Source organism: Bradyrhizobium ivorense (assembly GCF_900696085.1).
Classification (GTDB): Bacteria; Pseudomonadota; Alphaproteobacteria; order Rhizobiales; family Xanthobacteraceae; genus Bradyrhizobium; species Bradyrhizobium ivorense.
In genome coordinates this window covers 336,640-362,471 of the sequence record NZ_CAADFC020000033.1, presented here as the reverse complement: position 1 = coordinate 362,471, position 25,832 = coordinate 336,640, and the positions used below count along the sequence as shown (strand labels likewise).

Below are 25,832 nucleotides of genomic sequence, written 5' to 3'. Positions count from 1 at the left end.
ATGCTTCATGGCCCGCATTGACCTCGTCGATTTGGCCCATTCCTACGGCGGCAACGACGCGCCGCCGGCATCCTTTGCGCTGAAGCCGGTCACCATGACCTGGCGGCAGGGCGGCGCCTATGCGCTGCTCGGCCCGTCCGGCTGCGGCAAGACCACGCTGCTCAATCTGATCTCCGGCATCGTGACGCCGTCGCGCGGAAAAATCATGTTCGACGGCAAGGACATCACGCCGCTGTCGACGCAGAAGCGCAACATCGCGCAGGTGTTCCAGTTCCCCGTCATCTACGACACCATGACGGTGGGCCAGAACCTGGCCTTCCCGCTGAAGAACCGCGGTGTCGCCAAGGCCGAGGTCGATGCGCGGGTCAGGCAGATCGCCGACCTGCTCGACTTGAGCCCCTATCTGAATCGCAAGGCGACGCGGCTCACTGCGGATGCCAAGCAAAAAATCTCGCTGGGCCGCGGCCTGGTGCGCTCCGATGTCGCGGCCGTGCTGTTCGACGAACCGCTGACGGTGATCGACCCTGAATTGAAGTGGCAACTGCGCTCCAAACTGAAGGCGCTGCATCGCGAGCTCGATCTCACGATGATCTACGTCACCCACGACCAGACCGAAGCGCTGACCTTTGCCGACACTGTCGTGGTGATGCATGACGGCCGCGTGGTGCAGAGCGGCACGCCGGCCGAATTGTTCGACAAGCCGGCGCACACTTTCGTCGGCTACTTCATCGGCTCGCCCGGCATGAACATCGTGCCCGCCGAGGTCTCCGGCCACGAGGCGCGGATCGATGGTCACGTCATCGGGCTGCGCCGCAACTACGGCGTCCTGCCAGCGGGCAAAAAGATCGAGATCGGCGTGCGGCCGGAATTCGTCGATGTCGCGACGCCCGCCTCGGGGCTGCTGTCGGCCAAGGTCGAGCGGATCGACGATCTCGGCCGCATCCAGTTCGCCCGCGTCCGCGTCGGCAACACCAAGCTCGCAGCACGCGTGCCGCCGGGCTTCTCGGTCTCCGGCGACACGACAGGGCTGATCTTCGATCCCGCGCATGTCCACGTCTACGCCGACAGCCAATTGGTCGAGGGGGTTGCCTGATGGACAGGATCGTCAACCAGAAGGCCTGGTTCCTGGTGCTGCCGGTGTTTTTGGTGGTCGCGTTCTCCGCGGTGATCCCGCTGATGACCGTCGTGAACTATTCGATGCAGGACACCTTCGGCAACAACCAGTTCTTCTGGAACGGCGTCGGCTGGTTCAAGGAGCTGCTCGATCCCTCCACCGATCTCGGCGGCCGCTTCCTGGCCTCGCTCGGCCGCAACCTGTTCTTCTCGGCGGTGATCCTCGCCATCGAGGTGCCGCTCGGCATCATCGTTGCGCTGTCGATGCCGCGTGAGGGCTGGACCGTCGCCGCCTGCCTCGTCATCCTCGCGCTGCCGCTGCTGATTCCGTGGAACGTGGTCGGCACCATCTGGCAGATCTTCGGCCGGCCCGATATCGGCCTGCTCGGCTACGTGCTGAACCACCTCGGCTTCGACTACAATTACGTCTCCAATGACGTCGACGCCTGGATCACGGTGATCGTGATGGACGTCTGGCACTGGACCAGCCTGGTCGCGCTGCTGTGCTACGCCGGGCTGAAGTCGATCCCCGAGGCCTATTACCAGGCGGCGCAGATCGACGGCGCCTCGCGCTGGGCGGTATTCAAGGCGATCCAATTGCCGAAGATGAACCGCGTGCTGCTGATCGCGGTGCTGCTGCGCTTCATGGATAGTTTCATGATCTACACCGAGCCGTTCGTCGTCACCGGCGGCGGTCCGGGCAACTCGACCACCTTCATCTCGATCGAGCTCGTCAAGATCGCGCTCGGCCAGTTCGACCTCGGCAAGGCTGCGGCGCTGTCGCTGGTCTACAATTTGATCATCCTGATCGTGTGCTGGGTGTTCTACACCGTGATGACCAATGCCGGTGCCGAGCGCCCGGCCAAGGAAGGAGTGGCGTGATGCACTCGATTCCCGGCCGTCGCCTGATCATGGCGCTGTTTTTGATCTTCCTGCTGCTGCCGATCTATTGGCTGGTCAACATGAGCTTCAAGACCAACGCCGAGATCGTCTCGACCATGACGCTGTGGCCGCACACGCCGACGCTGCAGCACTACAAGCGCATCTTCACCGACGAGAGCTGGTATTCGGGCTACATCAACTCGCTCGAATATGTCGTGCTCAACACCATCATCTCGATCGCGGTGGCGCTGCCTGCGGCCTATGCGTTCTCGCGCTACCGCTTCCTCGGCGACAAGCATTTGTTCTTCTGGCTGCTGTCGAACCGCATGGCGCCGGCCGCGGTCTATGCGCTGCCGTTCTTCAACCTCTATTCGGCGATCGGCCTGTTCGATACGCCATGGGCGGTCGCGCTCGCGCACTGCATCTTCAACGTGCCGCTCGCGGTGTGGATCCTCGAAGGCTTCGTCTCCGGCGTGCCGCGCGAGATCGACGAGACCGCCTTCCTCGACGGCTATTCGTTCCCGCGCTTCTTCATCAAGATCCTGGTGCCCTTGATCGCAAGCGGCATCGGCGTCGCCGCGTTCTTCTGCTTCATGTTCTCCTGGGTCGAGCTGCTGTTGGCGCGCACGCTCACATCCGTGCAGGCCAAGCCGATCGCGGCGATCATGACGCGCACGGTCTCCGCCGCCGGCATGGACTGGGGCCTGCTCGCCGCCGCCGGCGTGCTCACCATCATTCCGGGCGCGCTCGTGATCTGGTTTGTCCGCAACTATATCGCGCGCGGCTTCGCGCTCGGCCGGGTGTAGCACCATGACGAAGCCCAGCCGCATGCTGAACTTCACCTCGCCCCGCTTGCGGGGAGAGGTCGGATCGCATCGCAGATGCGATCCGGGTGAGGGGGGCTCTCCGCGAATCGACCGCGTGGATAGAGCCCCTCACCCCAACCCTCTCCCCGTGAAGGACGGGGCGAGGGGGCGCAGTGCGTCACCTGGAGGGAGATGAGTCATGGAATCCATTGCATGGATGGCCTGGACGCTGCCGACCGCGATCTTCTTCGCGCTGCTCGCCTCGACGCTCGGCGTGATGACCTGGCTCGCGGCGGTTTATCCCGAGGCCGAGCGCGTCGGCGTGCTGCGCATTCCGACCACGCGCGGCGATCGTTTGTTCATTTCGCTGGTGCTGGCGGCGGTGATCCACCTGGTGTGGATCGGCCTCGTCGGCACCGATCCGATCCTCACCCTGCCGATCGGCGAGGGCGTGGAAATCTCGAGCCTGTGGCTCGCAACACTGATTTCGCTTCTGTCGGCCGTGGCGATCTTTCGCACCGTCTGACCCGAGCGAAGAAGAGCAGATCCGGGGTCTACCCGGGCCTGGGGTTTGGTTTGTCGCTGCAACCGGAGGAAACATGATGCGACATTTTAAAACGACGAAGGATAGTCTTTTGACTATGACCAGCGCGGCCGCATTGATCGCGGCTTCGCTTGCGGTGGCTGCGCCGGCCCGCGCCGCCGACGATGCCGTGATCCAGAAGTGGATCGCCGAGTTCCAGCCCTCGACGCTGTCGAAGGACGACCAGAAGAAGGAGCTGGAGTGGTTCGCCAAGGCGGCCGAGCCCTTCAAGGGCATGGAAATCAACGTCGTCTCGGAGACGATCACGACCCACGAATACGAGTCGCAGACGCTGGCCAAGGCGTTCTCCGAGCTGACCGGCATCAAGCTCAAGCACGACATCATCCAGGAAGGTGACGTCGTCGAGAAGCTGCAGACCCAGATGCAGTCCGGCAAGAACGTCTATGACGGCTGGATCAACGACTCCGACCTGATCGGCACCCACTTCCGCTACAACCAGACCATTGCGCTCTCGGACTACATGTCCGGCGAGGGCAAGGACGTCACCGATCCGATGCTCGACGTCAACGACTTCATCGGCAAGTCGTTCGGCACCGCGCCGGACGGCAAGCTCTATCAGCTGCCCGACCAGCAGTTCGCGAACCTCTACTGGTTCCGCTACGACTGGTTCACCAATCCCGAGTACAAGGCCAAGTTCAAGGCCAAGTATGGCTACGATCTCGGCGTGCCCGTGAACTGGTCGGCCTATGAGGACATCGCCGAGTTCTTCACCAACGACATCAAGGAGATCAACGGCGTCAAGGTCTATGGCCACATGGACTATGGCAAGAAGGATCCGTCGCTGGGCTGGCGTTTCACCGACGCCTGGCTGTCGATGGCCGGTAACGGCGACAAGGGCATTCCGAACGGTCTGCCGGTCGACGAGTGGGGCATCCGCATGGAAGGCTGCCGCCCGGTCGGCTCCTCGGTCGAGCGTGGTGGCGACACCAACGGTCCGGCCGCGGTCTACTCGATCACCAAATATCTCGACTGGCTGAAGAAGTATGCCCCGCCGCAGGCCCAGGGCATGACCTTCTCGGAATCGGGCCCGGTGCCGGCGCAGGGCAACATCGCCCAGCAGATGTTCTGGTACACCGCCTTCACCGCCGACATGGTGAAGCCCGGCATCGCCGTGATGAACGCCGACGGTACGCCGAAGTGGCGCATGGCGCCGTCGCCGCACGGCTCGTACTGGAAGGAAGGCATGAAGCTCGGCTACCAGGACGCCGGCTCCGTGACGCTGTTGAAGTCGACCCCGGCCGATCGCCGCAAGGCGGCCTGGCTCTATCTGCAGTTCATCGTCTCCAAGACGGTCAGCCTGAAGAAGAGCCATGTCGGTCTCACCTTCATCCGTGAATCCGACATCTGGGACAAGTCGTTCACCGAGCGTGCGCCGAAGCTCGGCGGCCTGATCGAGTTCTACCGCTCGCCCGCGCGCGTGCAGTGGACCCCGACCGGCAACAACGTGCCCGACTATCCGAAGCTGGCGCAGCTATGGTGGCAGAACATCGGCGATGCGTCGTCCGGTACCAAGACGCCGCAGCAGGCGATGGACGCGCTCGCCGCGGCCCAGGATTCGGTGATGGAGCGTCTTGAGAAGTCCGGTGTGCAGGGCGCCTGCGGACCGAAGCTGAACAAGAAGGAGACCGCCGAGTTCTGGTTCAAGAAGGCGGAAAAGGACGGCACCATCGCGCCGCAACGCAAGCTCGCGAACGAGAAGCCGAAGGGCGAGACGGTCGACTACGACACCCTGATCAAGTCGTGGCCGGCAACGCCGCCCAAGCGCGCCGAGGCGAAGTAAGGCGTACCAGCCCACGCCTTGCATGAAACTGAGAAGGCCGGGAGCGATCCCGGCCTTTTTTCTTTCTCACCTCGCCCCGCTTGCGGGGAGAGGTCGGATCGTATCATTAGATGCGATCCGGGTGAGGGGGTACAGGTCTCACCTCGTTCACAGCTCGTGGAAGCAGCCCCTCACCCCAACCCTCTAAGAGCGAGCTTCGCTCGTCTCGACCCCGCAAGAGCGGGGCGAGAGCGCAGCGTACCTTACTCCGCCGCTTCCTTCGCCTTCAGCGTCGGATAGTCCGTATAGCCCTTGGCGCCGCCGCCGTAGAAGGTCGCCTTGTCCCACTCGTTGAGCGGGGCACCGGCCCTGAGACGCTCGACCAGATCCGGATTGGAGATGAACGGCTTGCCGAACGCGATCAGGTCGGCCGCGCCTTGCTCCAGCACCTTTTCTGCCAGCGCAAAGTCGTAGCCGTTATTGGCGACATAGGCCTGCTTGAAACGCTTGCGCAAGCTCGCGTAGTCGAACGGTGCGATGTCGCGCGGGCCGCCGGTGGCGCCCTCGATGACGTGGATGTAGGTCAGCTTCAGCGCATTGAGCTGGTCGACGATATGGTCGAACAGCGGCTGCGGGTTGGAGTCGGTGATGTCGTTGGCCGGCGTCACCGGCGAGATGCGGATGCCGGTCCGTTCGGCGCCGGCCTCGGTCGCGACCGCCTTTGATACTTCCAGCATCAGCCTCGCGCGGTTCTCGATCGATCCGCCATAGGCGTCGGTGCGCTGGTTGGCGCCGTCGCGGGCAAACTGGTCGAGCAGATAGCCGTTGGCACCATGAATCTCGACGCCGTCGAAGCCGGCGGCCAGCGCGTTCGCGGTGCCGCGCTTGAAGTCGTCGATGATCCCGGGAATTTCCGACAGCTCCAGCGCGCGCGGCTCGGAGATTTCGGTGAAGGTGCCGTTCACGAAGGTCTTGCCCTTGGCGCGGATCGCGCTCGGCGCCACCGGCTTGCCGCCGCCCGGCTGCAGCGAGGTGTGCGAGATGCGGCCGACATGCCAGAGCTGGATGAAGATGCGGCCGCCGCGCTCATGCACGCGGTCGGTGACCTTGCGCCAGCCCGCGACCTGCTCCTTGGAATAGATGCCGGGCGTGTCCTGATAACCCTGGCCCTGCTGCGAGACCTGGCTCGCTTCGGTGACGAGCAGGCCGGCGGAGGCGCGCTGGCCGTAATAGTCCACCGCGAGCGGGCTCGGCACGAAGCTGCCGGGCTCGGCGCGGTTGCGCGTCAAGGGCGCCATCACCAGGCGGTTCGGCAGCGTCAGCGCGCCAAGCTTGTAGGGCTCGAGGAGTTTGGTCGGTTGGCTCATCGGAAGGTTCCAGGATGTGATTGATGAAGGAGACTTGTGCATTGCAGCGGCAAGCGCAATGGCCGAGGCATTCGCCTAATGCAGGCTAGCCGCGCACGATGCCAGCCATGTGGCCGGCATCGAGGAACAGGGTGTGCGTTGACGTAGGAAGATTCATTCGAGATCAGGAACAGCGCAGCATAGCCGACCTCCCAGCCGGTGCCCTGGCGGCCGAAAGGCACTGTCACGGCGCGGTCGGAACGCCGGCGGCTGGCGTCGCGGCCCATCGGCGTATCCATGAAGCCGGGCGCGATCACATTGCAGCGAATGCCTTTCTCTTCGCCGGCCCGCGCGATCGCCCGCCCCAGCGCGATCTGCGCCGCCTTGGAGGATTCATAGGCCGGATTGCGGCCGCCGGCGCGCTGGCTCGCCATCGAGGAGATCAGGATGATCGCGCCGCCCGGCGCCATCACCGCGAGCGCCTGCTGCGCGAACAGCATGTGGCTGCGCACATTGACGGCGTAGTCGCGATCCCAGGCCTCGGCAGTCATCTTCGGCAGCGACAGCCCGCAGGAGATGCCGACATTGAGCGCCAGCCCGTCGAGCCCGCCGAGCTTTTGCACACAGCGCGCGACTGCCGGTGCGATCTGCGCGACGTCGGAGACGTCGACCACGTCGGTGAAGGCCTTGCCGCCTTCGCGCGTGATCTGCGCGACGGTGTCGTCGGCGGCCTCCTTGTTGATGTCGATGCACGCGACGGAAGCGCCCTCGCGCGCGAACAGCACGCTCATGGCGCGGCCGTTGCCGATCGGCGGTTCTTCGTCGACGGTTGAGCGCTGTCCCGCGCCGACCACGATGATGCGCCGGCCGGCGAGGCGGCCGTGGCTCTTGGCCTGCCCGAGCGATTCCGCGTGCAGCGAAGCCGCGGGATCGACGGATTTCGGCGCGTGGGTCGTGGCGGACATAAGCGTGCTCCCTGACGTCTTGTTGTTGTCAGGGAGCAGTAGCACGGCATTGTGCGTGAGACGAAAATCCCGCGGCGGGGAATTTGACGCGCCCTTCGCGTCAGCTCACGCCGAGGAAATCGCGTTTGCCGATCTCGACGCCGTTGTGGCGCAAAATGCCGTGCGCGGTCACGGCGTGGAAGTAGAAGTTCGGGAACGAGAACGCCGAGAGGAATTGCTGGCCCTTCAGCGTCATGGTGCGCTCGGGGCCGACCGGGAAGGTGACGTCCTTGGCATCGGCGCCGTCGAACTGTTCGGGCTTGAACGACTTCACATAGTCGATGGTCTTCGCCAGCCGCTGCTTCAATTCGGCAAAGCTCTTCTCGGTGTCGGGCGTCGACGGTACGTCGCTGTGCGTCAGCCGCGCGCAGCCGCGTGCGGCGTGATCGCAGACCAGCTGCACCTGCTTGGTCAGCGGCAGCATGTCGGGATAGAGCCGCGCGCCCAGCAGCACCTCGGGCTGGATCTTCTTGGCCTCGCAATGCGCTTCGGCCTTGGTCAGCAGCCCGGTCAGGCTGTTGAGGATTTGCAGGTAGGCGGGGACGACGGCGTCATGAAAGGACATGTGATGCTCTCGCGCTGTGGAGGTCGGATGTGCCGAACGGCGATGCTGCACATGGGGCGGCCGGGGGATGAATACAACTGCGCGAGGCTGTAACACTTGGTCAAATATTCTGCCGCGGGCCCCATTCTTAGCCCCGTCATCCTGAGGTGCGAGCCCTTGCGAGCCTCGAAGGATGCACGGCCCGGCTGGTGGCCGTCGACCCTTCGAGGGCCGCTGAAGAAGCGGCCACCTCAGGGTGACGGAGATAAGGTGGTGGTGCGCGGCGGACTGGAGCCTACCGCAACCCTGGCATCGCGGCCTCGGCCGGCGGCGTGCGCGGGCCGCGCATGCGGGCCAGGAGCTCCGCGGTCGGCCAGGAATCCGCCGGCAGGCCATACTTGATCTGCATCGCCTTCACGGCGCTGCGGCTCGCCTGGCCGAGCACGCCGTCGACCTTGCCGACGTCGTAGCCGGCGCGCACCAGAAGGCCCTGCAGTTCCTTGATCTCATTGAACGGCAGCTGCGCCACCGGTGCGTGCGGCTTCTGCATCGGCGGGGCGCCGGCGATGCGGCCGGCGAGATAGCCGGCGGTGGTCGAATAGATCAGCGAGTTATTCCATTCGGTGTAGGCGGCGAAATTCGCGTAGGCGAGGAACGCCGGTCCCAGCCGGCCCATCGGCAGCAGCAGCGAGGTCGGCATCTCGTCGTTCGGCAACGGCTTGCCGTCGGTCATGGTCACGCCGAGTGCGGCCCATTTCGAGCGCGGCAGCTTGATGGTCAGGTCGGCCTGGTCCCACGGAAAGTTGGCCGCCTGCGGCACCCGCACCTCCTGCAGCCACGGCTCGCCGCGCCGCCACTTCAAGCCATTGGCGATGTAGTTCGCGGTCGAGCCGATCACGTCGGGGCCGCTGGCGAGCAGATTGCGATGGCCGTCGCCGTCGTAGTCGACCGCATAGTTGAAATAGTGCGTCGGCAAGAATTGCGTCTGGCCGAGCTCGCCGGCCCAGGAGCCGATCATCTCCTCGGGCGAAAGGTCGCCGCGATCGATGATCTTCAGCGCTGCGATGGTCTCGGCCTGGAACATCTCGGAGCGGCGGCAATCATAGGCCAGCGACACCAGCGATTTCAGCGTCGGCAGATTGCCCATCTGGACGCCGAAGTCGCTCTCCAGTCCCCAGAACGCGGCGATCACCGCCGGCGGCACGCCATACTCCTTCTCGGCGCGCGCGAATGCGGCGGCGTAGGTCTTGATGTATTGCTGGCCCTGCTGCATCCGGTAGTTCGCGGCCATGCGTCCGGCGAACACCGTGAAGATCTGGCCGAACACGCGCTGGCCGCGGTCGCGGTTGACGATGCCCTGGTCGTAGATCAGGTACGGCGCGGCCTCCGCCATAGTGGCTTGCGAGACGCCGGCGGCCACCGCCTTCTGCTTCAGCTCGGCGAGGAAGCGGTCAAAACTCTGGCCGTTGTGGCAGGACGCCGCACGCGGCGAGGCCGCCACCGGCCGCGGCTTAGCAGGCCGTGGTTCTACGGGGCTGGGCAGCAGCTGTTGCGCCGATGCTACGGACGAGAGCGTCAGCGCCACCGCTGCGATCACGATCGGGGCGCTCACGGAAGATGCTGGCATCGCTGTCACCGGGGTGGGATCGGGAGAGGTCCGCCTGCATACACCAGGGCGGCACCGGGCAACAACGGGGTGGGCGGCCTTAGACCAATTGGGCTTCGGCAGCGCGAGTCGCCGCCGGTATGATCGGCAAAAGCGATTCGCGGGCAGGGGGTGTCGGCGGATCGATCACGCCCGGAGCGACCCATGTGGAGTTTTCTCGAGCGTCTGTTGGATTCATCGACGTTCTCGCCGCACGGCATCTGCCTGCTCTGGGAGCCGGAGCTGATCTGGCTCCACGTGATTTCGGACGCCATCATCGCCGCGTCGTATTTCTCGATCCCGTTCGCGCTCGCGATCGTGGTGTCGAAGCGGCGCGATTTCCAGTTCGGCTGGATGGCCTGGCTGTTCGCCGCCTTCATCCTGCTCTGCGGGCTCACCCATGTGTTCGCGATTTACACGCTGTGGATTCCGATCTACGGCCTCGAGGGCCTGCTCAAGGCGATGACCGCGATCGCCTCGGTGTTCACCGCGGTGCTGCTGTGGCCGCTGATCCCGAAAATCCTCGCCATCCCGACCGAGCAGCAGCTGCGCGAGGCGCATGTCGCGCTGGCCGAGGAGGGACGGCAGCGCCAGCGCCAGGAATTCCTGTTGCAGCGGTTTCGCGAGGCCGAGGCTAATGAGAGCAAGATCCGCCAGGCGCAGAAGATGGAGGCGGTCGGCCAGCTCACCGGCGGCATCGCGCACGACTTCAACAACATCCTCACCGTTATCACCGGCACCATCGACATCTTGGCGGAGGCGGTCACCCACAACCGGCAGCTGGTCGAGATCACCGGATTGATCCGCGACGCCGCCGACCGCGGCGCGTCGCTGACGCGGCATCTGCTCGCGTTTGCGCGCAAGCAGCCGCTGCAGCCGACCGATGTCGACGTCAACGCGCTGATGGTCGACACCATCGAGCTGCTGCGGCCGACCATCGGTGACCAGGTCGAGATCGACTTCCGCCCCACGGCGCGCCTGCCGCGCGCGCTGGTCGATTCCAATCAGCTCGTCACCGCGATCATCAACCTGGCGCTGAACGCGCGCGACGCGATGCCGAAGGGCGGCCGACTGCGGATCGAGACCGGTACCGCCGAGCTGAAAGCCGCCGACGTGCATGGCCATGACGGGCTCGCCGCCGGCGACTATGTCGCGATCACGCTGGTCGACAACGGCCAGGGCATCGCGGAGGCGGACCTCGCCAAAGTGTTCGAGCCGTTCTTCACCACCAAGGATGTCGGCAAGGGCACCGGCCTTGGGCTGAGCATGGTCTACGGCTTCGTCAAGCAATCCAACGGCCACATCGTGCTCGACAGCGAGGTCGGCCGCGGCACCAGCGTCGTGCTCTACCTGCCGCGCGCGGTGGTGATCTCGCCGGCGGTCGCGCCCGAGCGGCGCCAGCCGAACCAGCGCGGCGCGCAGGAGATCGTGCTCGTGGTCGAGGACGACAGGCTGGTGCGCACTTATGTGCTCGCCCAGATCGAGAGCCTCGGCTACACCACGCTGTCGGCCAGCAACGGCGCGGAGGCGCTCGCCGTGCTCGACAGCGGCGCGCCGGTCGATCTGTTGTTCACCGACGTCATCATGTCGGGCGCCATGAACGGCCGCGAGCTCGCCACCGAGGCGCTGCGGCGGCGGCCTGCCCTGCGCGTGCTGTTCACCTCCGGCTACACCGAAAACGCCTTCGACCACGACGGCCGGCTCGACGAGGGCATCCTGTTCCTCGCCAAGCCCTACAGCCGCGCCGAGCTCGCCCGCATGCTGCGCATCGCGCTGCGCGAGCAGGAAACCGCCGCCGCGCGCGTGCCCGCGGAGTAGTTGCGCTGCCGTAGCCCGGATGAGCGCAGCGATATCCGGGGCCGTCCGTCCCGCATATCGCTACGCTCATGCGGGCTACGAACCTTGCTCACCCCACGGTCCTCGTAGCCCGGATGGAGCGAAGCGTAATCCGGGAGCGGTTTCGCCGCAGGCACTGCCCCGGATTTCGCTGCGCTTCATCCGGGCTACAATCGCTGCGCGAGGAGGAGGTGGTCGGCACCGCGCGGAGTAGCCACGATCCCGTAGCTCGGATGAAGCGAAGCGCAATCCGGAGCCTCTGCCACCGCGGGCGCTGTCCTGGACTTCGCTGCGCTCCATCCGGGCTAGCCTCGCTGCTTGCTGGCTTACGCGGCCAGCACCGCCCGTCTCACGGCTAGCGGAAGGGCGATCGACCGGAACAAGGTCCTGGGGTAGAGGTAATCCTCACCGGATTCATCGACGATTCGAAACATGCCGTGTTTCTCGGCGGCGGCATCGCGAAGCGCCACGTAGATCTTGCGCTTTTCCAGTGAAGCTGCGTAGCCATCGTTATTGACGCAGACGACCAGTTGCCTTGCTTGTGCTTTTGTCATCGTCCTAGAGCAGATGTTTGATCTTGAATTCCTTGCGGCCGATTCCGGAAGCCTCGTACCAGTGTAGCTCAGCTGTATGAACCGAGCCATCCGATAATCGCACGCGTGCGATACCTTTCCGCTTGCGCCAGCGGCCACGCCCGTAGATGCGGCGCAGCCGCGCGATCTCGCGAATACCGGACCCGGTCGCGAAGGTTTCGACATCGGAGATATCGCCTAGAATCTCGAAGCGCACGACTTGATCGTGCCAGACGGATCGGCCGGGTCAACGGCTCTGCAGCCCGACTGAGCGACTTGTACGCCGCCCGAGCTCGGAGAGATCACAGGCTAGCCGCACATGACTAATCCGTAACCCGCGCCCGCGTCGCTGCGACGCACGGCTTGGCCTTGCGGTGCCGCCGGCAAAATCCCTACCTCAGGCGCGACAGTTATGGCAGCATTCCGCCTGCCGTCAGGGAACCACGATGAACTACTTCCGCACCGCGCTCCTGCTTGCCGGCCTCACCGCGCTGTTCATGGGCGTCGGCTATCTGATCGGCGGCGGCAGCGGCGCCGTGATCGCGCTGCTCGTCGCGGCTGCGATGAACCTGTTCACCTACTGGAATTCCGACCGCATGGTGCTGTCGATGTACGGCGCCCATCAGGTCGATCAGCACACCGCGCCCGATCTCTACAACCTCGTCGCCGAGCTGGCGCAGCGCGCGAGCTTGCCGATGCCGCGGGTGTTCGTGATGGACGAGGCGCAGCCCAACGCGTTTGCCACCGGCCGCAATCCGGAGAACGCGGCGGTCGCCGTCACCACCGGGTTGATGCAGCAGCTCAGCCGCGAGGAGCTCGCCGGCGTGATCGCGCACGAGCTCGCCCATATCAAGCATCACGACACCCTGACCATGACGATCACCGCGACGATCGCCGGCGCGATCTCGATGCTGGCGCAGTTCGGCATGTTCTTCGGCGGCAACCGCAACAACAACGGCCCCGGCATCATCGGCTCGATCGCGATGATGATCCTGGCGCCGCTCGGCGCCATGCTGGTGCAGATGGCGATCAGCCGCACCCGCGAATACGCCGCCGACAATCTTGGCGCGCGCATCGTCGGCCAGCCGATGTGGCTGGCCTCGGCGCTGGCGAAACTCGAGAACGCCGCGCATCAGGTGCCGAACATGGAGGCCGAGCGCAATCCGGCGACCGCGCACATGTTCATCGTCAACCCGCTGTCGGGCCACGGCGTCGACAATCTGTTCGCCACCCATCCCTCGACCGCGAACCGCATCGCCGCCCTGCAGCAGCTCGCCGCCGAACTCGGCACCCAGACCGCGCCGCGCCCCGCCGGTGCGAGCTATCCGCCGCGCAGCCCGTGGGGTGGCTCGTCAGGCCCGTCGGCTCCACGCGGGCCGTGGGGCTAGACAATTCTGCTCCAATTGAACCGCGGACTCCGCTCCGCCTCGCCCCGCGTGCGGGGAGAGGCGCAGGCCGCCCTTGGGCGGCCGTTACTTAGAACGCCGAGGCAAAGCCTCGGCTATGACGCATCGCTAGATGCGTTCCGGGTGAGGGGGAGGCTCCGCAAATACAGCTATCACCGTGTACGCGCGGACGCCCCTCACCCCAATCCTTTCCCCGTAAGAACGGGGAGAGGGAGCGCAGTGCCGGCGCGGTCGATATTCGATCCAATCTCATCACGCTTTGGACTGCGGGCTACGCGCTTGCAGCGTCGAGGCGTTCGACCTGACTCTTGGTCAGCGCCAGCCTGGTCGCCGCGACCAGCGTCGCGACGTGCTCGGGCTTGGTCGCACTGGCAATCGGTGCGGTGATCGACGGCTTGGCCATCAGCCAGGCGAGGGCGACCGCGGCAGGCTCGGCGCGCGTTTCCGCGGCGACCTCGTCGAGACCGGCCAGAATGCGCAGGCCGCGCGGATTGAGGTACTTCGGAATGCTGCGCGGACCGCGCGGGCTCTTGGCGAAGTCGCTCTCCGAGCGGTACTTGCCGGTCAAAAATCCCGCGGCGAGGGAGAAGAACGTGATCACGCCGACGTCGTTGTCCTCGCAGACGCGCTGCAGCGCGCCTTCGTAGCTCGACCGCTCCGACAGGCTGTATTCGGGCTGCATGCTGTCGTAGCGCGGCAGCCCGGTCTTTGCGGAAATCTCGAGCGCGCTCTTCAGCCGCTCCGCTGAAAAGTTCGAGGCGCCGATCGCCCTGATCTTGCCGGCCTTGATCAGCCTGTCATAGGCCGCAAGCGTCTCCTCCTGCGGGGTCGTCTCGTCGTCCTTGTGGGACTGATAAAGGTCGATGGTGTCGGTCTGCAGCCGCCGCAGCGAATCCTCGACAGCGCGCGCGATATAGTCGGCCTTCAGCCCGACATTGCCGTTGCCCATGTCCATCCCGACCTTGGTGGCGAGGATGACGCGGTTGCGGTTGCCGCGCGCCTTCATCCATTTGCCGATGATGACCTCTGACTCGCCGCCGCTATGGCCCGGCACCCAGCGCGAATAGACATCGGCGGTATCGAGAAAGCTCAGCCCGTGCTCCAGCACGGTGTCGAGCAGGCGAAACGATGCGGCCTCGTCGACCGTCCAGCCGAACACATTGCAACCGAAGCAGAGGGGAGGAACGGAGAGGCCGGAGCGGCCGAGCGCGCGAAGCTTCATGCGTTTTTCTTTCGTTATTCTTGATGGGCGCGCGAAGACTGAGGCAGATCGCCGCTGTTTGCAAGGCACAGCCCCGCTCGCGCGCGGCTCAGCTGGACCCCTCTTTCGGCTCAGTTTCCCCCGCCTTCGGCGGCCAGGCGCCGCGGCGGACCAGCGCCTCGTGCAGCAGCTTTTCGATCTGGCCTTGCCGCGAGCGGAATTCCGCGGCCGCCAGCCGATCGAGGATGTCGAGCAGCGGGCTGCCGAGCCTGAGCAGGATCGGCTCCTTGTCCGGCCCCTTGGGGCGGCCGCGCTTAGGCATACAGCGTTCCGGTGTTGACTACGGGCGTTGCGTCCTTGTCGGACACCAGCACGACCAGCAAATTCGACACCATTGCGGCCTTGCGCTCGGGATCGAGATCGATGTCGGTCTGCTCCCGCAGCTTGTCGAGCGCCTCCTTGACGATGTCGACCGCGCCCGAGACCACGAGCTTGCGCGCGGCGATCACCGCGCTCGCCTGCTGACGGCGCAGCATCACCGGCGCGATCTCCGGCGCGTAGGCGAGATGGTTGATCCAGGCCTCGTCGATGGTCACGCCGGCGACCGCGAGGCGCTCCCGGAGCTCGGCGATCAACTCGTTGGTGACCTGGTCGCCGCTCTCGCGCAGCGACAGCGTCCGCGCCGCGATCTGCGCGTGGCTGGCGCCATCGTCGTGACCGCTATGCGCGACCGCCTCGTCGAAATCATAGGGATGCCGGCCGGCGATGTGGCGCAGCGCCGACTCGGTCTGCGCGCCGACGAAGTCGGCATAGTCGTCGATCTGGAAGATCGCCTTGGCGCTGTTGTCGACACGCCAGACCACGACCGCGCCGATCTCGATCGGGTTGCCGATCAGATCGTTGACCTTCAGCTTGCCGCACTCATGGTAGCGGACGCGCTGCGACACCTTTGCGATCTTGAACAGCGGCACGGTGGCGCGCAGCCCCGGCGCGGAGTCGGTGCCGGCATAGGCGCCGAACAGCGTCAGCACCGCGCTCTCGTTCGGCTGCAGCGAATAGATCGACGCGCCGAACAGCGCCGCGACGATCAGGCACAGCAGCGCAACGAACAGCGACCAGCCCGAGACGTGGACGCCGCCGTAGACATCCCGCGCGAATCCGCCATAGGCGATCCAGCCGGCCAGCAGGAAGAAGACGAAGGCGATCAGCAGCGCAACGTAGCCGCTGCCGACCAGAATCGCCGGGCGATCGTCGACCCGGACCCTGATCGTGGAGAGGCCTGAACCGGAATGATCTTGAATGGTCATGGGAGCAACCCCGATGCATCCAGCACAATTGCTGATATTTTTTGATATCAAAAAATGGGAGCACGCGGAAGAGGGTGGCTTGATGAACCTCGCCTATCGCCAAGATTCAGATGTAGAAACAATGACATGGCGTAGCGACTGGGAGGTCTCGCCTAAGGGACCGGTCGAGCCATCCATGATGGCACACCGGCGATTGCGTCTCGACCCCGGGGCCGCGAATTCTGGTTTGCTAGCCGTGGGCCTATTTCCAGACCTTCGCGAACACGATCAGCCCAAACCGTAGCGCATGATGGAGGCCGGGTTGGGCCGGCGCGCGCTGGAGGTGCACCTCTCGCGTCGGGTGGTGAATCGAGTCCGAGGCCAGCCTGATCTGATCGCGCTTTACTCGCGCTCGGCCAGCGCCAGTTCCAGCAGCGCGATCCGCTGCAGCGCGCCAACCTCGCGCTCGCCGTCGTTCGCGGTGCGCAGGATCGATTCCGCGATCAGCGTGATGTGCGAGGTGCTGACCGGATCGGGCAGCGTCGCGATCGAAGACTCCAGTGCCCGGGACATCAGGTCGATCACTTCGGGCGAAAAAGCAGCATCGGGAAAATTCTTCATCGTTCGGAGGTCGTGCATTGCGTTCTGCAACTGTCCGCGTCGACAACGCCGGATCCCACCTGCGAGTTCCGGTTCCGGCATCGCAGGTGGATCGGGGAACAAGGCCTGCCGCGCCCGCTGCCGATTTGCCCCTAGGGATAGGTCAAGCATGCGCGGCGAAAATATTTCTGTTTTCAGGAATGGCAACTCAGGTGTATGGTTTGCCCGTCTCACCCGATCGAGGGGCGCTTCGCGGTCGTCATGGTGTTGCGGTGAGATGCGGTGGACGCCGCGCGTGCGACTGACGAGAACGCGCGCGGCGGACGGTGAAGTCGTGCAGGCCTGACGCCCTAGTGGCAGGTGTCTTCTCGCAGGATGGAAATGCGTCTTGCGAGGACGGTGACAAAAAAGCCCAGTCTCGCCGGGGAGAGCACGTATAAGCCGTAACCCATCGCGCAGGGAAAGCCGGGTTGTTTCCGGTTTCACCTGTGGTCCTACCCCCGGTGCTTTTTTTGTTGCACCGGGCCCATGGGTGCAATCGGCACCCGGCTTTCCCTGCGCCCTCTGATCAAGAGAGGGCGAAACGAAGAGCAAAACTCGGACAAATCATGTCGCGAGAACGCGAGCGCATATCGCTGCACCGTCATCCCCGCGCAAAGGCTTCGCCTTTGTCGCTGGAGGTGCGAGCCTCTTCGGCGAGCCTCGAAGGATGCACGGCCCGGCTGGTGGCCGATTCATCCTTCGAGGCTCGCCGAGCAGCGCAATTGCGCTGCAAGGCTCGCACCTCAGGATGACGGGCATGGAGCGGAGCGTGCTGCATATTCGGTGTCGTCCTGCTTTCGCAGTGCTTTCGCAGACGCATGGGGTGAACACCATGACCAAACGACAGGATCATTCGCGGCGCGCGTTCATTTGTGCCGCTGGGGTGGGACTTCCCGCAACGCTCCTGCTTCGCGCCGCTTCCGCCTCCGACAAGATGACAAAACCGCAGGCCGACTATCAGGACATGCCGAACGGCATCTATTCCTGCGGCCTGTGCACGCTGTTCGTCGCGCCCGACGGCTGCAAGGTGGTCGAGGGCGCGATCAGCAAGGACGGCTGGTGCAAGGCGTTTGCGGCGGTGGACTGACTCTTGACCCTGCCCTGGAGGGCCCTGGAGGGGGAGGGTCGGCTCGCGTTGAGCATGGCGAAACGTGGGGCGGGATGGGGTGACGGTCTCTCCACCCGATCGGTGCCCGTGTTGAGAGACACCCCACCCAGGTTACAACTCCCGCGCATTCGAGAACGCGAACGAGCTCACCCGCCGCGTAGTCTCGTCGAGAATCAGGCTGCGCGTGATCGGCGGCTCGGCGCGCTGGCTGCAGTTTTCGCGCTCGCAGAGCCGGCAGTTGACGCCGATCGGGGTGCCCTCGGCCTTCTCCAGATCCATGCCGGTGGCATAGACGAGCTTCGATGCATGGCGGATTTCGCAGCCCAGACCGATCGCAAAGCGCGGCTGCGGCTGCGGGTAGGGCGCCACGGGGCGGCGCACCATCTGCGCGATCGAGAAATAGCGCGTGCCGTCGGGCAATTCGATCACCTGGCTGAGCAGGCGGTCGGGCATGTCGAAGGTCGAGTGCACGTTCCAGAGCGGGCAGGTGCCGCCGAATTTCGAGAACGGGAAGGTGCCGGACGAAAACCGCTTGGAGACGTTGCCGGCATTGTCGACGCGCAGCATGAAGAACGGCACGCCGCGCGCGTTCGGCCGCTGCAAGGTGGTGAGGCGGTGACAGACCTGCTCGAAGCCGGCGTTGAAGCGCTGCGCCAGCACGTGCACGTCGTAGCTCAGCGCCTCGGCGGCGGAATGAAATGCCTGGTAGGGCATCATCACGGCCGCCGCGAAATAATTCGCGAGCGTGATGCGGTACAGCCTGCGCGCGGTGTCGTCAAGCGGGCCGGCGCGGCCGACGATGGCATCGATGCTGGCGCCGCATTCGGCAAAGCCGATCTGCAGCGCGAGCTGAAAGCTGCGGCCGGAACTGTCGACCAGCTCCGAGATCAACAGCTGCCGGCGGTGGCGGTCGAAGCGGCGCAGCGTCTCGCGCATCACGTCGACCGGCATCACCCGGGTGACGATCGAATGCTTCTCCCGCAAGCGCGTGGCAAGCGCAGCGTAAAGCCCCTCGGCCGGCACGTTGAGCTCGTCGCGCAAATTTTCCGCCGCGGTATCGAGCTCGGGAAAGTAGTTGCGATTGGCTTCGATCAGATCGCGCACCCGCTCGATCGGGTTGGCCTCGAACTGGGTGCCCTCGCGGTCGGCCATCTGCGCCGCCACCAGCGTTTCGCCGCGGCGCGCCTCGGTGTAGGCGGCGTAGAGCCGTTGCAGCGCGTGGGTGACGCCGGGGCAGAGCTCGGCGAGGTCGCGCAGTTCCTGCTTCGGCAGGTCGATCTGGCGGAACAGCGGATCGGAGAAGATCTCGTTCAGTTCCGCGAAGAAGCGGTCCTCGTCGGCGGTGGCAAGGTCGCGCAGGTCGAGATCGTAGGTCTCGGCCAGCCGCAGCAGGATCTGCGCCGTCACCGGGCGCTGGTTGCGCTCGATCAGATTGACGTAGGACGGCGAGATGCCGAGCCCCTCGGCAATCTGGGTCTGCGACAACCCGAGCTGCTGGCGGATCCGCCGGAACCGCGGCCCGACGAAGAGCTTTTTTCCGGACTCAGCGGGCATGGGGAACTCCCGAGGTGCTCTCCCTCTCCCCGTTCTTACGGGGAGAGGGTTGGGGCGAGGGGCTCTCTCCACGGCGGGACTCGCGGAGAGTCCCCCTCACCCGCCGCGCTTCCGACGATGCTTCGCATCGCTCGGCGCGCGTCGGCCTCTCCCCGCGCGCGGGGAAAGGCGAAGAGAAACCGCCTCCAGAACCACGAACCATGGCAGTCTTCCTGACCTATATGTGACAAAATTTACAAATCAACATTTGTTACAAGTGCATATGTTACATGACATCACCAATAAAAAACAAGGCATCTATACGTATTTGGTTTTCTCGCGTTTATCTCCCGACACGCATTTCGCAACGCACTGTCAAGAATGTCGATCGGAAGGATCAAGCACATGAATTACCAGCCACGCGGACTCAGCGACCGGGCACTGCAGGGACCGGCGTCCTATCTGAAAGAGGTCGAAGCCGCCAAGGCGCTGCTCGAGACCCAGCCGACGTGGAATGGCGTCACTGCCGAAGCCGTGGCGCGGATGCGGCTGCAGAACCGCTTCAAGACCGGCCTCGATGTCGCCCGCTACACCGCGGCGCTGATGCGCGCCGACATGGCGGCCTATGATGCCGATCCGACCAAGTACACCCAGTCGCTGGGCTGCTGGCACGGCTTCATCGCGCAGCAGAAGCTGATCTCGGTCAAGAAGCATTTTGGCAAGACCGATCGCCGCTATCTGTATCTGTCCGGCTGGATGATCGCCGCGCTGCGCTCCGAGTTCGGGCCGCTGCCGGATCAGTCGATGCACGAGAAGACCTCGGTGCCGGCGCTGATCGAGGAGCTTTATACCTTCCTGCGGCAGGCCGACTCCCGCGAGCTCAACGACATCTTCCGCGCGCTCGACGCCGCCCGCAAGGCCGGCGACCAGGCCAAGGAGAAGGCGCTGATCGAGAAGATCGACAGCTTCCAGACCCACGTCGTGCCGGTGATCGCCGACATCGACGCCGGCTTCGGCAATGCCGAGGCGACCTACCTGCTCGCCAAGAAGATGATCGAGGCGGGCGCGTGCGCGCTGCAGATCGAGAACCAGGTGTCCGACGAGAAGCAGTGCGGCCACCAGGATGGCAAGGTGACGGTGCCGCACGAGGTCTTCCTGGCGAAGATCCGCGCCTGCCGCCACGCCTTCCTCGAGCTCGGCGTCGAAGACGGCATCGTCGTGACCCGCACCGACTCGCTCGGCGCCGGCCTCACCCAGCAGATCGCGGTCAGCCACAAGCCGGGCGACATCGGTGATCAGTACAACAGCTTCCTCGATTGCGAGGAAGTGACGCCGGAGAACGCCCGCAACGGCGACGTGATCATCAACCAGAATGGCAAGATGATGCGTCCGAAGCGGCTGGCCAGCAACCTGTACCAGTTCCGTCCCGGCACGGGCGCGGATCGCTGCGTGCTCGATTGCATCACCTCGCTGCAGAACGGCGCCGACCTCCTGTGGATCGAGACCGAGAAGCCGCATATCGAGCAGATCGCCTCGATGGTCGACCGCATCCGCAAGGTCGTGCCGAACGCCAAGCTCGCCTACAACAACTCGCCGTCGTTCAACTGGACGCTCAACTTCCGTTGGCAGGTCTACGACGCGATGAAGGAAGCCGGCAAGGATGTCAGCCAGTACAACCGCGCCGACCTGATGAAGCCGGAATACGACGAGACGCCGCTGGCGATCGAAGCCGACGAGCGCATCCGGACCTTCCAGGCGGATTCGGCCAAGCGCGCCGGCATCTTCCACCACCTGATCACGCTGCCGACCTACCACACGGCTGCGCTGTCGACCGACAACCTGGCGCGGGAGTATTTCGGCGAGCAGGGCATGCTCGGCTATGTGAAGAACGTGCAGCGTCAGGAGATCCGTCAGGGCATCGCCTGCGTCAAGCATCAGAACATGGCGGGCTCCGACATCGGCGACGATCACAAGGAATACTTCGCCGGCGAGGCCGCGCTGAAGGCGGGCGGCGCCCACAACACGATGAACCAGTTCGGCTAACTTTTTTCAGGCGGCTGAGTGAGGTCAGCCGGCAACAGGAGACTGACAATGACCAAAGGCAGCAATTTCTGGGTGATCGGCGGTGAGTTCGGCTCGATGAACTTCCACAAGCTCGTGGAAGGCTCGGCCCAGGTCAAAGGCCCGTTCAAGACCCGCAAGGAAGCCGAGGACTGCTGGCGCGAGGTCTCTGAAGAGAACCGCCACAAGGCCGGCGTCCGCTTCTCCATCGTCGAGGAGCCGTCGCGCGTCTCGGCCTGAGACAGTTGCCTTCGAGCATGATCCGGAAAAGTGGGAACCGGTTTTCCGAAAGGATCATGCTCAAACAAGAGATAGATCGTGATGCGAAAAGCATCACGATCGGATCAAGAAACGTCCAAGGACGGCGGCCCCATCCGGTTTCATCCGGGTGGGGTCGTCCGTTTTTGGAACAACGTTTCGGCGTTTTTGCGCTGGGGATAAGTGGCCGCGCAACCCCTTGGGAACCAACCGCCTTTGCGGACGTCATGGTTGCTGATAGGTTAACGGCAGGGAAAACCGCAACCTGAGGCCGCCAGCGATGTCCGATCCGCAGAACACCGGCAGTGAGGCCCGCGAATTGCGGCCGACGCTGCGCGAGGCGCTGCGGCGGGCCCGGATCGAGGCCGCCGACCGCACCGGCGTCGTGGTCGAGTTGCGCGATGCCGAGGTGGCGCGGCTCGAGATCCTCAACGAGGCGCTGGATCCGCTGTTTGCCCAGGTGCCGGAGAAGGTCGACCTGTTCGACCGCGGCATCAGCCAGGGCGAGACGCCGCGGCTGTGGATCGACGTCGTCGCGCACGTGCTGATGGGCCGCGACAAGCGCATCTACCGTTTCGTGCAGGACACGCGGTTCGGCCGCATCGTGCTCGCCGAATCGCACGACGCCTCCGTGATGGTCGACGCCGTCACCGATTATGTCGCGCGCCGGATGATCGAGCGCGAGCATGCGATGGTGGCGACCCCGCTGCCCGCCGTCGAGCCGCTCGGGCCGCCGCCGCCGGTTCTGGTGGCGACGCCGCGGCGCCGCGGCGGCTTCGGCATGTTCGTGTTCGGCTTCCTGATGGGCGCGGTGGCGCTGTTCGGTCTCGCGCTGTTTGCCAGTCTGAGAAATCTTTAAGCCGCCGATGCGGCGGGGGGCATCGTGGTCGTAACACCGGTGTCGGCGTTGATGGGCGTGGTGGCGGCCGCCGCGGTGATCGGCAGCGCCGTGCTGTTCGGCAAGTGGCAGACGCTGCGGCGCGCCGAATTCATCCGCACCTTCACCCTGCCGCAGGGGCTGCTTGCCCGGCTCGAGAAGCGCCATCCGGGTTTCACCCGCAAGGACAGCGCGCTGGTCTCGCGCGGCCTGCGCCAGTTCTTCCTTGCCTACCTCATGAGCGGCAAGCGCTACGTCTCGATGCCCTCGCAGGCCGCTGACGACCTCTGGCACGAATTCATCCTCTACACCCGCGAATATGATGCGTTCTGCCGCCGCGCCTTCGGCAGCTTCCTGCATCACACGCCCGCGGTGGTGCTGGTGAAGGAGCGGCGGCGGAGCAATGAGGGACTGCGCCGGGTGTGGTGGTACTGCTGCAAATACGAGAACCTCGATCCTGTGCGGCCAACCCGGCTGCCGCTGCTGTTCGCGCTCGACGCCAAGCTGAACATCCCGAACGGCTTTGTCTATCACCCCGACTGCGAGGCGCTGCGTCGCAGCGGCGCCGGCGGCAGCAGTCCCTATTGCGGCGGCGATTTCGCCGACTCGTCGATCGACGGCTCGTCGGCCGGCTTCGGTGACAGCGGCGGCAGCGATGGCAGCGGCGGTGATGGTGGCAGCGGAGACGGTGGCGGCGACGGCGGCGGCGGTGATGGCGGAGGTGGCTGCGGCGGTGGGGGCGGCGACTAGCGCATGCTCCGGAGCAGCCGTCGCATTCAGCACAGCCGCATCTGCTGCAGCTCGCGGATGCCGTCGTGAGAATCAAATCCGCGCACGGTGTGCTCGCAGCGCCAGCCATTGCCGTCGCGCTCGATCGAAAACAGATTGTAGGCCGCGGCCGGATAATGCTTGCGCGGCAGCGCCGACGCCGACGGCACGCCGATCGCCGGGATCTTGCGCTCGGGGCCGTCGAACCACATCGTCGAATGGATGTGGTCGTGGCCGTGCAGCACCAGCTCGACGCCGTGCCGCTTGAGCAGCGCGAGCAGCTGGTGCGCATCGGTCAGCCGCTTGGCGCGGCCGTCGGAGTGCAGCGGGTGATGCACCAGCAGCACGCGGAAGGCGTCCTCGCGGGACAGCTGCGCCAGGATCTTGTCCAGCTCGCCGAGCTGGGCATGGCCGAGCCAGCCGGTCGCCATCAGCGGCGGCGTCGGCACTGCCGAGGAGACCCCGATCAGCGCCATCGGCCCGCGCCGGCGCACGAACGGAAAATGCGTCGCCGCGCCATCGGCGTCGCCGCGCAGATAGTCGCCGAACATGGCGACGAAGCGGTGCCGCGTCGCGCGCACATAGGCGTCATGATTGCCGGGGACCACGGTGACGTCTGCGGGCGGGCCGACGCCCTCCAGCCATTGCCGGGCCGGATTGAACTCGCCTTCCAGCGCGAGGTTGACAAGATCGCCGGTGACGGCGACATGGTCCGGCTGCTGCGCCTGCATGTCGGCCACCAGCGTGTCGAGCACGTCGCGGCGGTGGTACTTGTGGCGGTTGCGGGTCCAGTTGAGGTAGCCGAAGGCGCGCTTGCCGGCGAGATCGCGCAGCCGCGCCGCCGGCAATGGCGGCAGATGCGGGTCGGACAGATGCGCCAGCCGGAACGCCGCCATCATTCGCTTCCGTGTGAACTTTCCGTGACGAGTGGCCGGCAACCGGTCATGTGCTATCCCGAAAATCCGCCTCTGTATTGGCAAGCCGCGGGCATCCGCGCAAGGATCAAACGCATGAGGGTTCAGTGACGCTCCTGCTGGAATTGCGCAAGCGCTTCGAGCCGCAGATCAGGTGGATTTTCCATTTCTACTGGCGGCTGGTCCGCAGCATGACGCTCGGCGTCCGCGCCGTGGTGCTCGACGCCGACAACAAGGTGTTTCTGGTCAAGCACAGCTATGTCCATGGCTGGTATCTGCCGGGCGGCGGCGTCGAGGTCGGCGAGAGCATTTTGGAGTCGCTGCGCCGCGAGCTGGTCGAGGAGGGCCGGATCGAACTGGTCGGCGAGCCGGTGCTGCACGGCGTCTTCTACAACAGCCACGTCTCGCGCCGCGACCATGTCGTGGTCTATGTGATCAGGAACTACCGCCAGGACCGGCTGCCGGAGCCGAACCACGAGATCGTGGCCTGCGGCTTCTTCGATCCGGCTGATCTGCCCGACGACACCACCCCCGGCACGCGGCTGCGGATCGCCGAGGTGCTCGACGGCAGGCCGCCCACCGAGACGTGGCGGTGATGGACCCCGCACGCATCAGATGCTATCCCGCGCTCCATCATGACTGAACTGTCCCTGGCCATCCTGCCCGAGACCCCGAAAGACGCCCAGGCGATCGAGCGCCTGCACGAGCGCACCTTCGGGCCCGGCCGCTTCGTGCTCAGCGCCTACCGGCTGCGCGAGCATGTCGATCATCTGCTCGATGTCTCCTTCACGGCACGGATCGGCACGCTGTTGGTCGGCTCGGTGCGCCAGCTGCCGATCCTGATCGGCGAGACGCCGGCCCTGATGCTGGGGCCGCTGACCGTCGAGCCGCCGTTCCGCAGCCGCGGCGTCGGCCGCGCGCTGCTCGAGCGTGCGATCGCCGGCGCCCGCGCCAAGGGCCACCGGCTGATCGTACTGGTCGGCGACGAGCCCTACTATTCGCGCGTCGGCTTCAAGCTGATTCCGAAGGGGCAGGTCACCATGCCGGGCCCGGTCGATCCCAGTCGTCTGCTCGTCATGGAACTGGCCGATGGCGCCTTCGAGGGCGTCTCCGGGCCGATCCAGCCGGATTGGAGCAAGGCGATCTGACCTGCACGCGAGCGCCGCCGGAACGGTTGCGCCGTTGCACGATCTGACGCACAGTTGAGCGAAGCGCCGGGACCAGACCGGCGCAATTCATGTCAACAGGGAGAGTGTGCGCCATGATCAAGGTCAGTGTGATGTATCCGAACAACCCCGGCGCGCGCTTCGATCACGACTATTATCGCGACAAGCACATGCCGCTGGTGAAGGCGCGGCTGGGCGATGCCTGCAAATACTACACGATCGACAAGGGTCTTGCCGGCGGCGCGCCGGGCGCACCCGCGACCTATGTCGGGATGTGCCACATCTTCTGCGACACGGTCGAGGCGTTTGCGGCCGGTATGGGGCAGCATGGCAAGGAAATCCTGGCCGACATCCCGAACTACACCGATCAGCAACCGGTAATCCAGATCAGCGAAGTCGTCGTCGGCCACTGATCACGCTTCGTAGCCCGGATGAAGCGAAGCGAAATCCGGGATTCTGGACGCGTGGCACGCTGTCCCCGGATTGCGCTTCGCTCCATCC

The 25,832-nt window shown here is 65.2% G+C and carries 28 protein-coding genes; 16 read left to right on the top strand and 12 right to left on the bottom strand.

The window, feature by feature from the left end:
* Window positions 1-7: 7 nt before the first annotated feature.
* From CI41S_RS40175 to CI41S_RS40150, 5 genes are all read left to right on the top strand, one after another.
* Window positions 8-1,093: an ABC transporter ATP-binding protein gene (locus CI41S_RS40175; protein WP_139482140.1), complete on the top strand. Its 1,086-nt coding sequence runs from the start codon at window positions 8-10 to the stop codon at window positions 1,091-1,093.
* Window positions 1,093-1,995 carry a carbohydrate ABC transporter permease gene (locus tag CI41S_RS40170; RefSeq protein ID WP_139482139.1) on the top strand — a complete coding sequence of 301 codons (903 nt, stop codon included), beginning with the start codon at window positions 1,093-1,095 and terminating at the stop codon, window positions 1,993-1,995. Before CI41S_RS40175 ends, CI41S_RS40170 begins: the two co-directional genes overlap by 1 nt.
* On the top strand, window positions 1,995-2,801 hold the full coding sequence (locus CI41S_RS40165) for a carbohydrate ABC transporter permease (RefSeq protein ID WP_028333212.1): 807 nt from the start codon (window positions 1,995-1,997) through the stop codon (window positions 2,799-2,801). The genes CI41S_RS40170 and CI41S_RS40165 overlap by 1 nt, the downstream gene beginning before the upstream one ends.
* 199 nt (window positions 2,802-3,000) lie before the next feature.
* Window positions 3,001-3,327: a DUF2160 domain-containing protein gene (locus CI41S_RS40155; RefSeq protein WP_139864503.1), complete on the top strand. Its 327-nt coding sequence runs from the start codon at window positions 3,001-3,003 to the stop codon at window positions 3,325-3,327.
* Window positions 3,328-3,442: 115 nt separating this feature from the next.
* Complete coding sequence (locus tag CI41S_RS40150) at window positions 3,443-5,185, top strand: ABC transporter substrate-binding protein (RefSeq protein ID WP_172628398.1); 1,743 nt, start codon at window positions 3,443-3,445, stop codon at window positions 5,183-5,185.
* Between the two features lie 242 nt (window positions 5,186-5,427).
* Here CI41S_RS40150 and CI41S_RS40145 read toward each other — a convergent pair whose 3' ends face one another.
* From CI41S_RS40145 to CI41S_RS40130, 4 genes are all read right to left on the bottom strand, one after another.
* Window positions 5,428-6,531, bottom strand: a complete 1,104-nt coding sequence (locus tag CI41S_RS40145) for an alkene reductase (protein WP_139864501.1) — start codon at window positions 6,529-6,531, stop codon at window positions 5,428-5,430.
* Window positions 6,528-7,475 (bottom strand): SDR family NAD(P)-dependent oxidoreductase, encoded by a 948-nt coding sequence (locus CI41S_RS40140; RefSeq protein ID WP_244626840.1) that lies wholly within the window; start codon window positions 7,473-7,475, stop codon window positions 6,528-6,530. Before CI41S_RS40140 ends, CI41S_RS40145 begins: the two co-directional genes overlap by 4 nt.
* Before the next feature lie 100 nt (window positions 7,476-7,575).
* The gene (locus tag CI41S_RS40135) at window positions 7,576-8,079 is read right to left on the bottom strand and encodes a DUF1993 domain-containing protein (protein ID WP_139864500.1); all 504 of its coding nucleotides are present in this window, start codon (window positions 8,077-8,079) and stop codon (window positions 7,576-7,578) included.
* A gap of 274 nt (window positions 8,080-8,353) precedes the next feature.
* A complete protein-coding gene (locus CI41S_RS40130) occupies window positions 8,354-9,685 on the bottom strand; it encodes a lytic murein transglycosylase (protein WP_139864499.1) in 1,332 nt (443 codons plus the stop codon).
* A gap of 183 nt (window positions 9,686-9,868) precedes the next feature.
* Between CI41S_RS40130 and CI41S_RS40125 the strand changes: the two genes are divergently transcribed.
* Window positions 9,869-11,521: an ATP-binding protein gene (locus tag CI41S_RS40125; protein WP_139864498.1), complete on the top strand. Its 1,653-nt coding sequence runs from the start codon at window positions 9,869-9,871 to the stop codon at window positions 11,519-11,521.
* Window positions 11,522-11,865: 344 nt separating this feature from the next.
* Here the strand turns inward: CI41S_RS40125 and CI41S_RS40120 are convergent, their stop codons facing one another.
* Both CI41S_RS40120 and CI41S_RS40115 read right to left on the bottom strand, forming a co-directional pair.
* The gene (locus CI41S_RS40120; protein WP_139482130.1) at window positions 11,866-12,093 is read right to left on the bottom strand and encodes a hypothetical protein; all 228 of its coding nucleotides are present in this window, start codon (window positions 12,091-12,093) and stop codon (window positions 11,866-11,868) included.
* A gap of 4 nt (window positions 12,094-12,097) precedes the next feature.
* Entirely contained in the window at window positions 12,098-12,328 is a 231-nt protein-coding gene (locus CI41S_RS40115) for a hypothetical protein (RefSeq protein WP_139482129.1), read from the bottom strand.
* Between the two features lie 229 nt (window positions 12,329-12,557).
* Here CI41S_RS40115 and htpX point away from each other — a divergent pair, with 229 nt between their 5' ends.
* Window positions 12,558-13,499, top strand: coding sequence for a zinc metalloprotease HtpX (gene htpX / locus CI41S_RS40110; protein WP_139864497.1), 942 nt, complete (start codon window positions 12,558-12,560; stop codon window positions 13,497-13,499).
* Between the two features lie 289 nt (window positions 13,500-13,788).
* Here the strand turns inward: htpX and CI41S_RS40105 are convergent, their stop codons facing one another.
* From CI41S_RS40105 to CI41S_RS40095, 3 genes are all read right to left on the bottom strand, one after another.
* Window positions 13,789-14,739: an aldo/keto reductase gene (locus CI41S_RS40105; RefSeq protein WP_139864496.1), complete on the bottom strand. Its 951-nt coding sequence runs from the start codon at window positions 14,737-14,739 to the stop codon at window positions 13,789-13,791.
* A gap of 88 nt (window positions 14,740-14,827) precedes the next feature.
* Window positions 14,828-15,040, bottom strand: a complete 213-nt coding sequence (locus tag CI41S_RS40100; RefSeq protein ID WP_210242736.1) for a type II toxin-antitoxin system antitoxin — start codon at window positions 15,038-15,040, stop codon at window positions 14,828-14,830.
* Window positions 15,033-16,025, bottom strand: a complete 993-nt coding sequence (locus CI41S_RS40095) for an SPFH domain-containing protein (RefSeq protein WP_139864495.1) — start codon at window positions 16,023-16,025, stop codon at window positions 15,033-15,035. Before CI41S_RS40095 ends, CI41S_RS40100 begins: the two co-directional genes overlap by 8 nt.
* 13 nt (window positions 16,026-16,038) lie before the next feature.
* Between CI41S_RS40095 and CI41S_RS40090 the strand changes: the two genes are divergently transcribed.
* The gene (locus CI41S_RS40090) at window positions 16,039-16,308 is read left to right on the top strand and encodes a hypothetical protein (protein WP_139864494.1); all 270 of its coding nucleotides are present in this window, start codon (window positions 16,039-16,041) and stop codon (window positions 16,306-16,308) included.
* 98 nt (window positions 16,309-16,406) lie between these two features.
* Here the strand turns inward: CI41S_RS40090 and CI41S_RS40085 are convergent, their stop codons facing one another.
* The gene (locus tag CI41S_RS40085; protein WP_347339302.1) at window positions 16,407-16,706 is read right to left on the bottom strand and encodes a hypothetical protein; all 300 of its coding nucleotides are present in this window, start codon (window positions 16,704-16,706) and stop codon (window positions 16,407-16,409) included.
* Window positions 16,707-17,478: 772 nt separating this feature from the next.
* Here CI41S_RS40085 and CI41S_RS40080 point away from each other — a divergent pair.
* Window positions 17,479-17,733 carry an iron oxidase gene (locus CI41S_RS40080; protein WP_139864493.1) on the top strand — a complete coding sequence of 85 codons (255 nt, stop codon included), beginning with the start codon at window positions 17,479-17,481 and terminating at the stop codon, window positions 17,731-17,733.
* 132 nt (window positions 17,734-17,865) lie between these two features.
* Here CI41S_RS40080 and CI41S_RS40075 read toward each other — a convergent pair whose 3' ends face one another.
* The gene (locus CI41S_RS40075; RefSeq protein ID WP_139864492.1) at window positions 17,866-19,308 is read right to left on the bottom strand and encodes a helix-turn-helix domain-containing protein; all 1,443 of its coding nucleotides are present in this window, start codon (window positions 19,306-19,308) and stop codon (window positions 17,866-17,868) included.
* 384 nt (window positions 19,309-19,692) lie between these two features.
* On the opposite strand from CI41S_RS40075, the gene CI41S_RS40070 reads away from it, so the two are divergent.
* The 4 genes from CI41S_RS40070 (at window position 19,693) to CI41S_RS40055 (ending at window position 23,233) form a co-directional block, all read left to right on the top strand.
* Window positions 19,693-21,330, top strand: a complete 1,638-nt coding sequence (locus CI41S_RS40070; protein ID WP_139482123.1) for an isocitrate lyase — start codon at window positions 19,693-19,695, stop codon at window positions 21,328-21,330.
* A 48-nt stretch (window positions 21,331-21,378) separates the two neighbouring features.
* A complete protein-coding gene (locus CI41S_RS40065; protein WP_139482122.1) occupies window positions 21,379-21,588 on the top strand; it encodes a DUF4170 domain-containing protein in 210 nt (69 codons plus the stop codon).
* Window positions 21,589-21,886: 298 nt separating this feature from the next.
* Complete coding sequence (locus tag CI41S_RS40060) at window positions 21,887-22,465, top strand: hypothetical protein (protein ID WP_139864491.1); 579 nt, start codon at window positions 21,887-21,889, stop codon at window positions 22,463-22,465.
* Between the two features lie 24 nt (window positions 22,466-22,489).
* Window positions 22,490-23,233, top strand: a complete 744-nt coding sequence (locus tag CI41S_RS40055) for a glycine-rich domain-containing protein (RefSeq protein ID WP_175607172.1) — start codon at window positions 22,490-22,492, stop codon at window positions 23,231-23,233.
* A gap of 26 nt (window positions 23,234-23,259) precedes the next feature.
* On the opposite strand, the gene CI41S_RS40045 is transcribed toward CI41S_RS40055, so the two are convergent.
* On the bottom strand, window positions 23,260-24,147 hold the full coding sequence (locus CI41S_RS40045; RefSeq protein WP_139864490.1) for a metallophosphoesterase family protein: 888 nt from the start codon (window positions 24,145-24,147) through the stop codon (window positions 23,260-23,262).
* Between the two features lie 125 nt (window positions 24,148-24,272).
* Here CI41S_RS40045 and CI41S_RS40040 point away from each other — a divergent pair, with 125 nt between their 5' ends.
* The 3 genes from CI41S_RS40040 to CI41S_RS40030 all read left to right on the top strand — a co-directional run bounded on the left by CI41S_RS40040 (window position 24,273) and on the right by CI41S_RS40030 (window position 25,744).
* Window positions 24,273-24,761, top strand: coding sequence for an NUDIX domain-containing protein (locus CI41S_RS40040; protein ID WP_139864489.1), 489 nt, complete (start codon window positions 24,273-24,275; stop codon window positions 24,759-24,761).
* Window positions 24,762-24,800: 39 nt separating this feature from the next.
* Window positions 24,801-25,313, top strand: a complete 513-nt coding sequence (locus CI41S_RS40035) for a GNAT family N-acetyltransferase (protein WP_139864488.1) — start codon at window positions 24,801-24,803, stop codon at window positions 25,311-25,313.
* A 113-nt stretch (window positions 25,314-25,426) separates the two neighbouring features.
* Window positions 25,427-25,744: an EthD family reductase gene (locus CI41S_RS40030; protein WP_139482117.1), complete on the top strand. Its 318-nt coding sequence runs from the start codon at window positions 25,427-25,429 to the stop codon at window positions 25,742-25,744.
* Window positions 25,745-25,832: the final 88 nt, after the last annotated feature.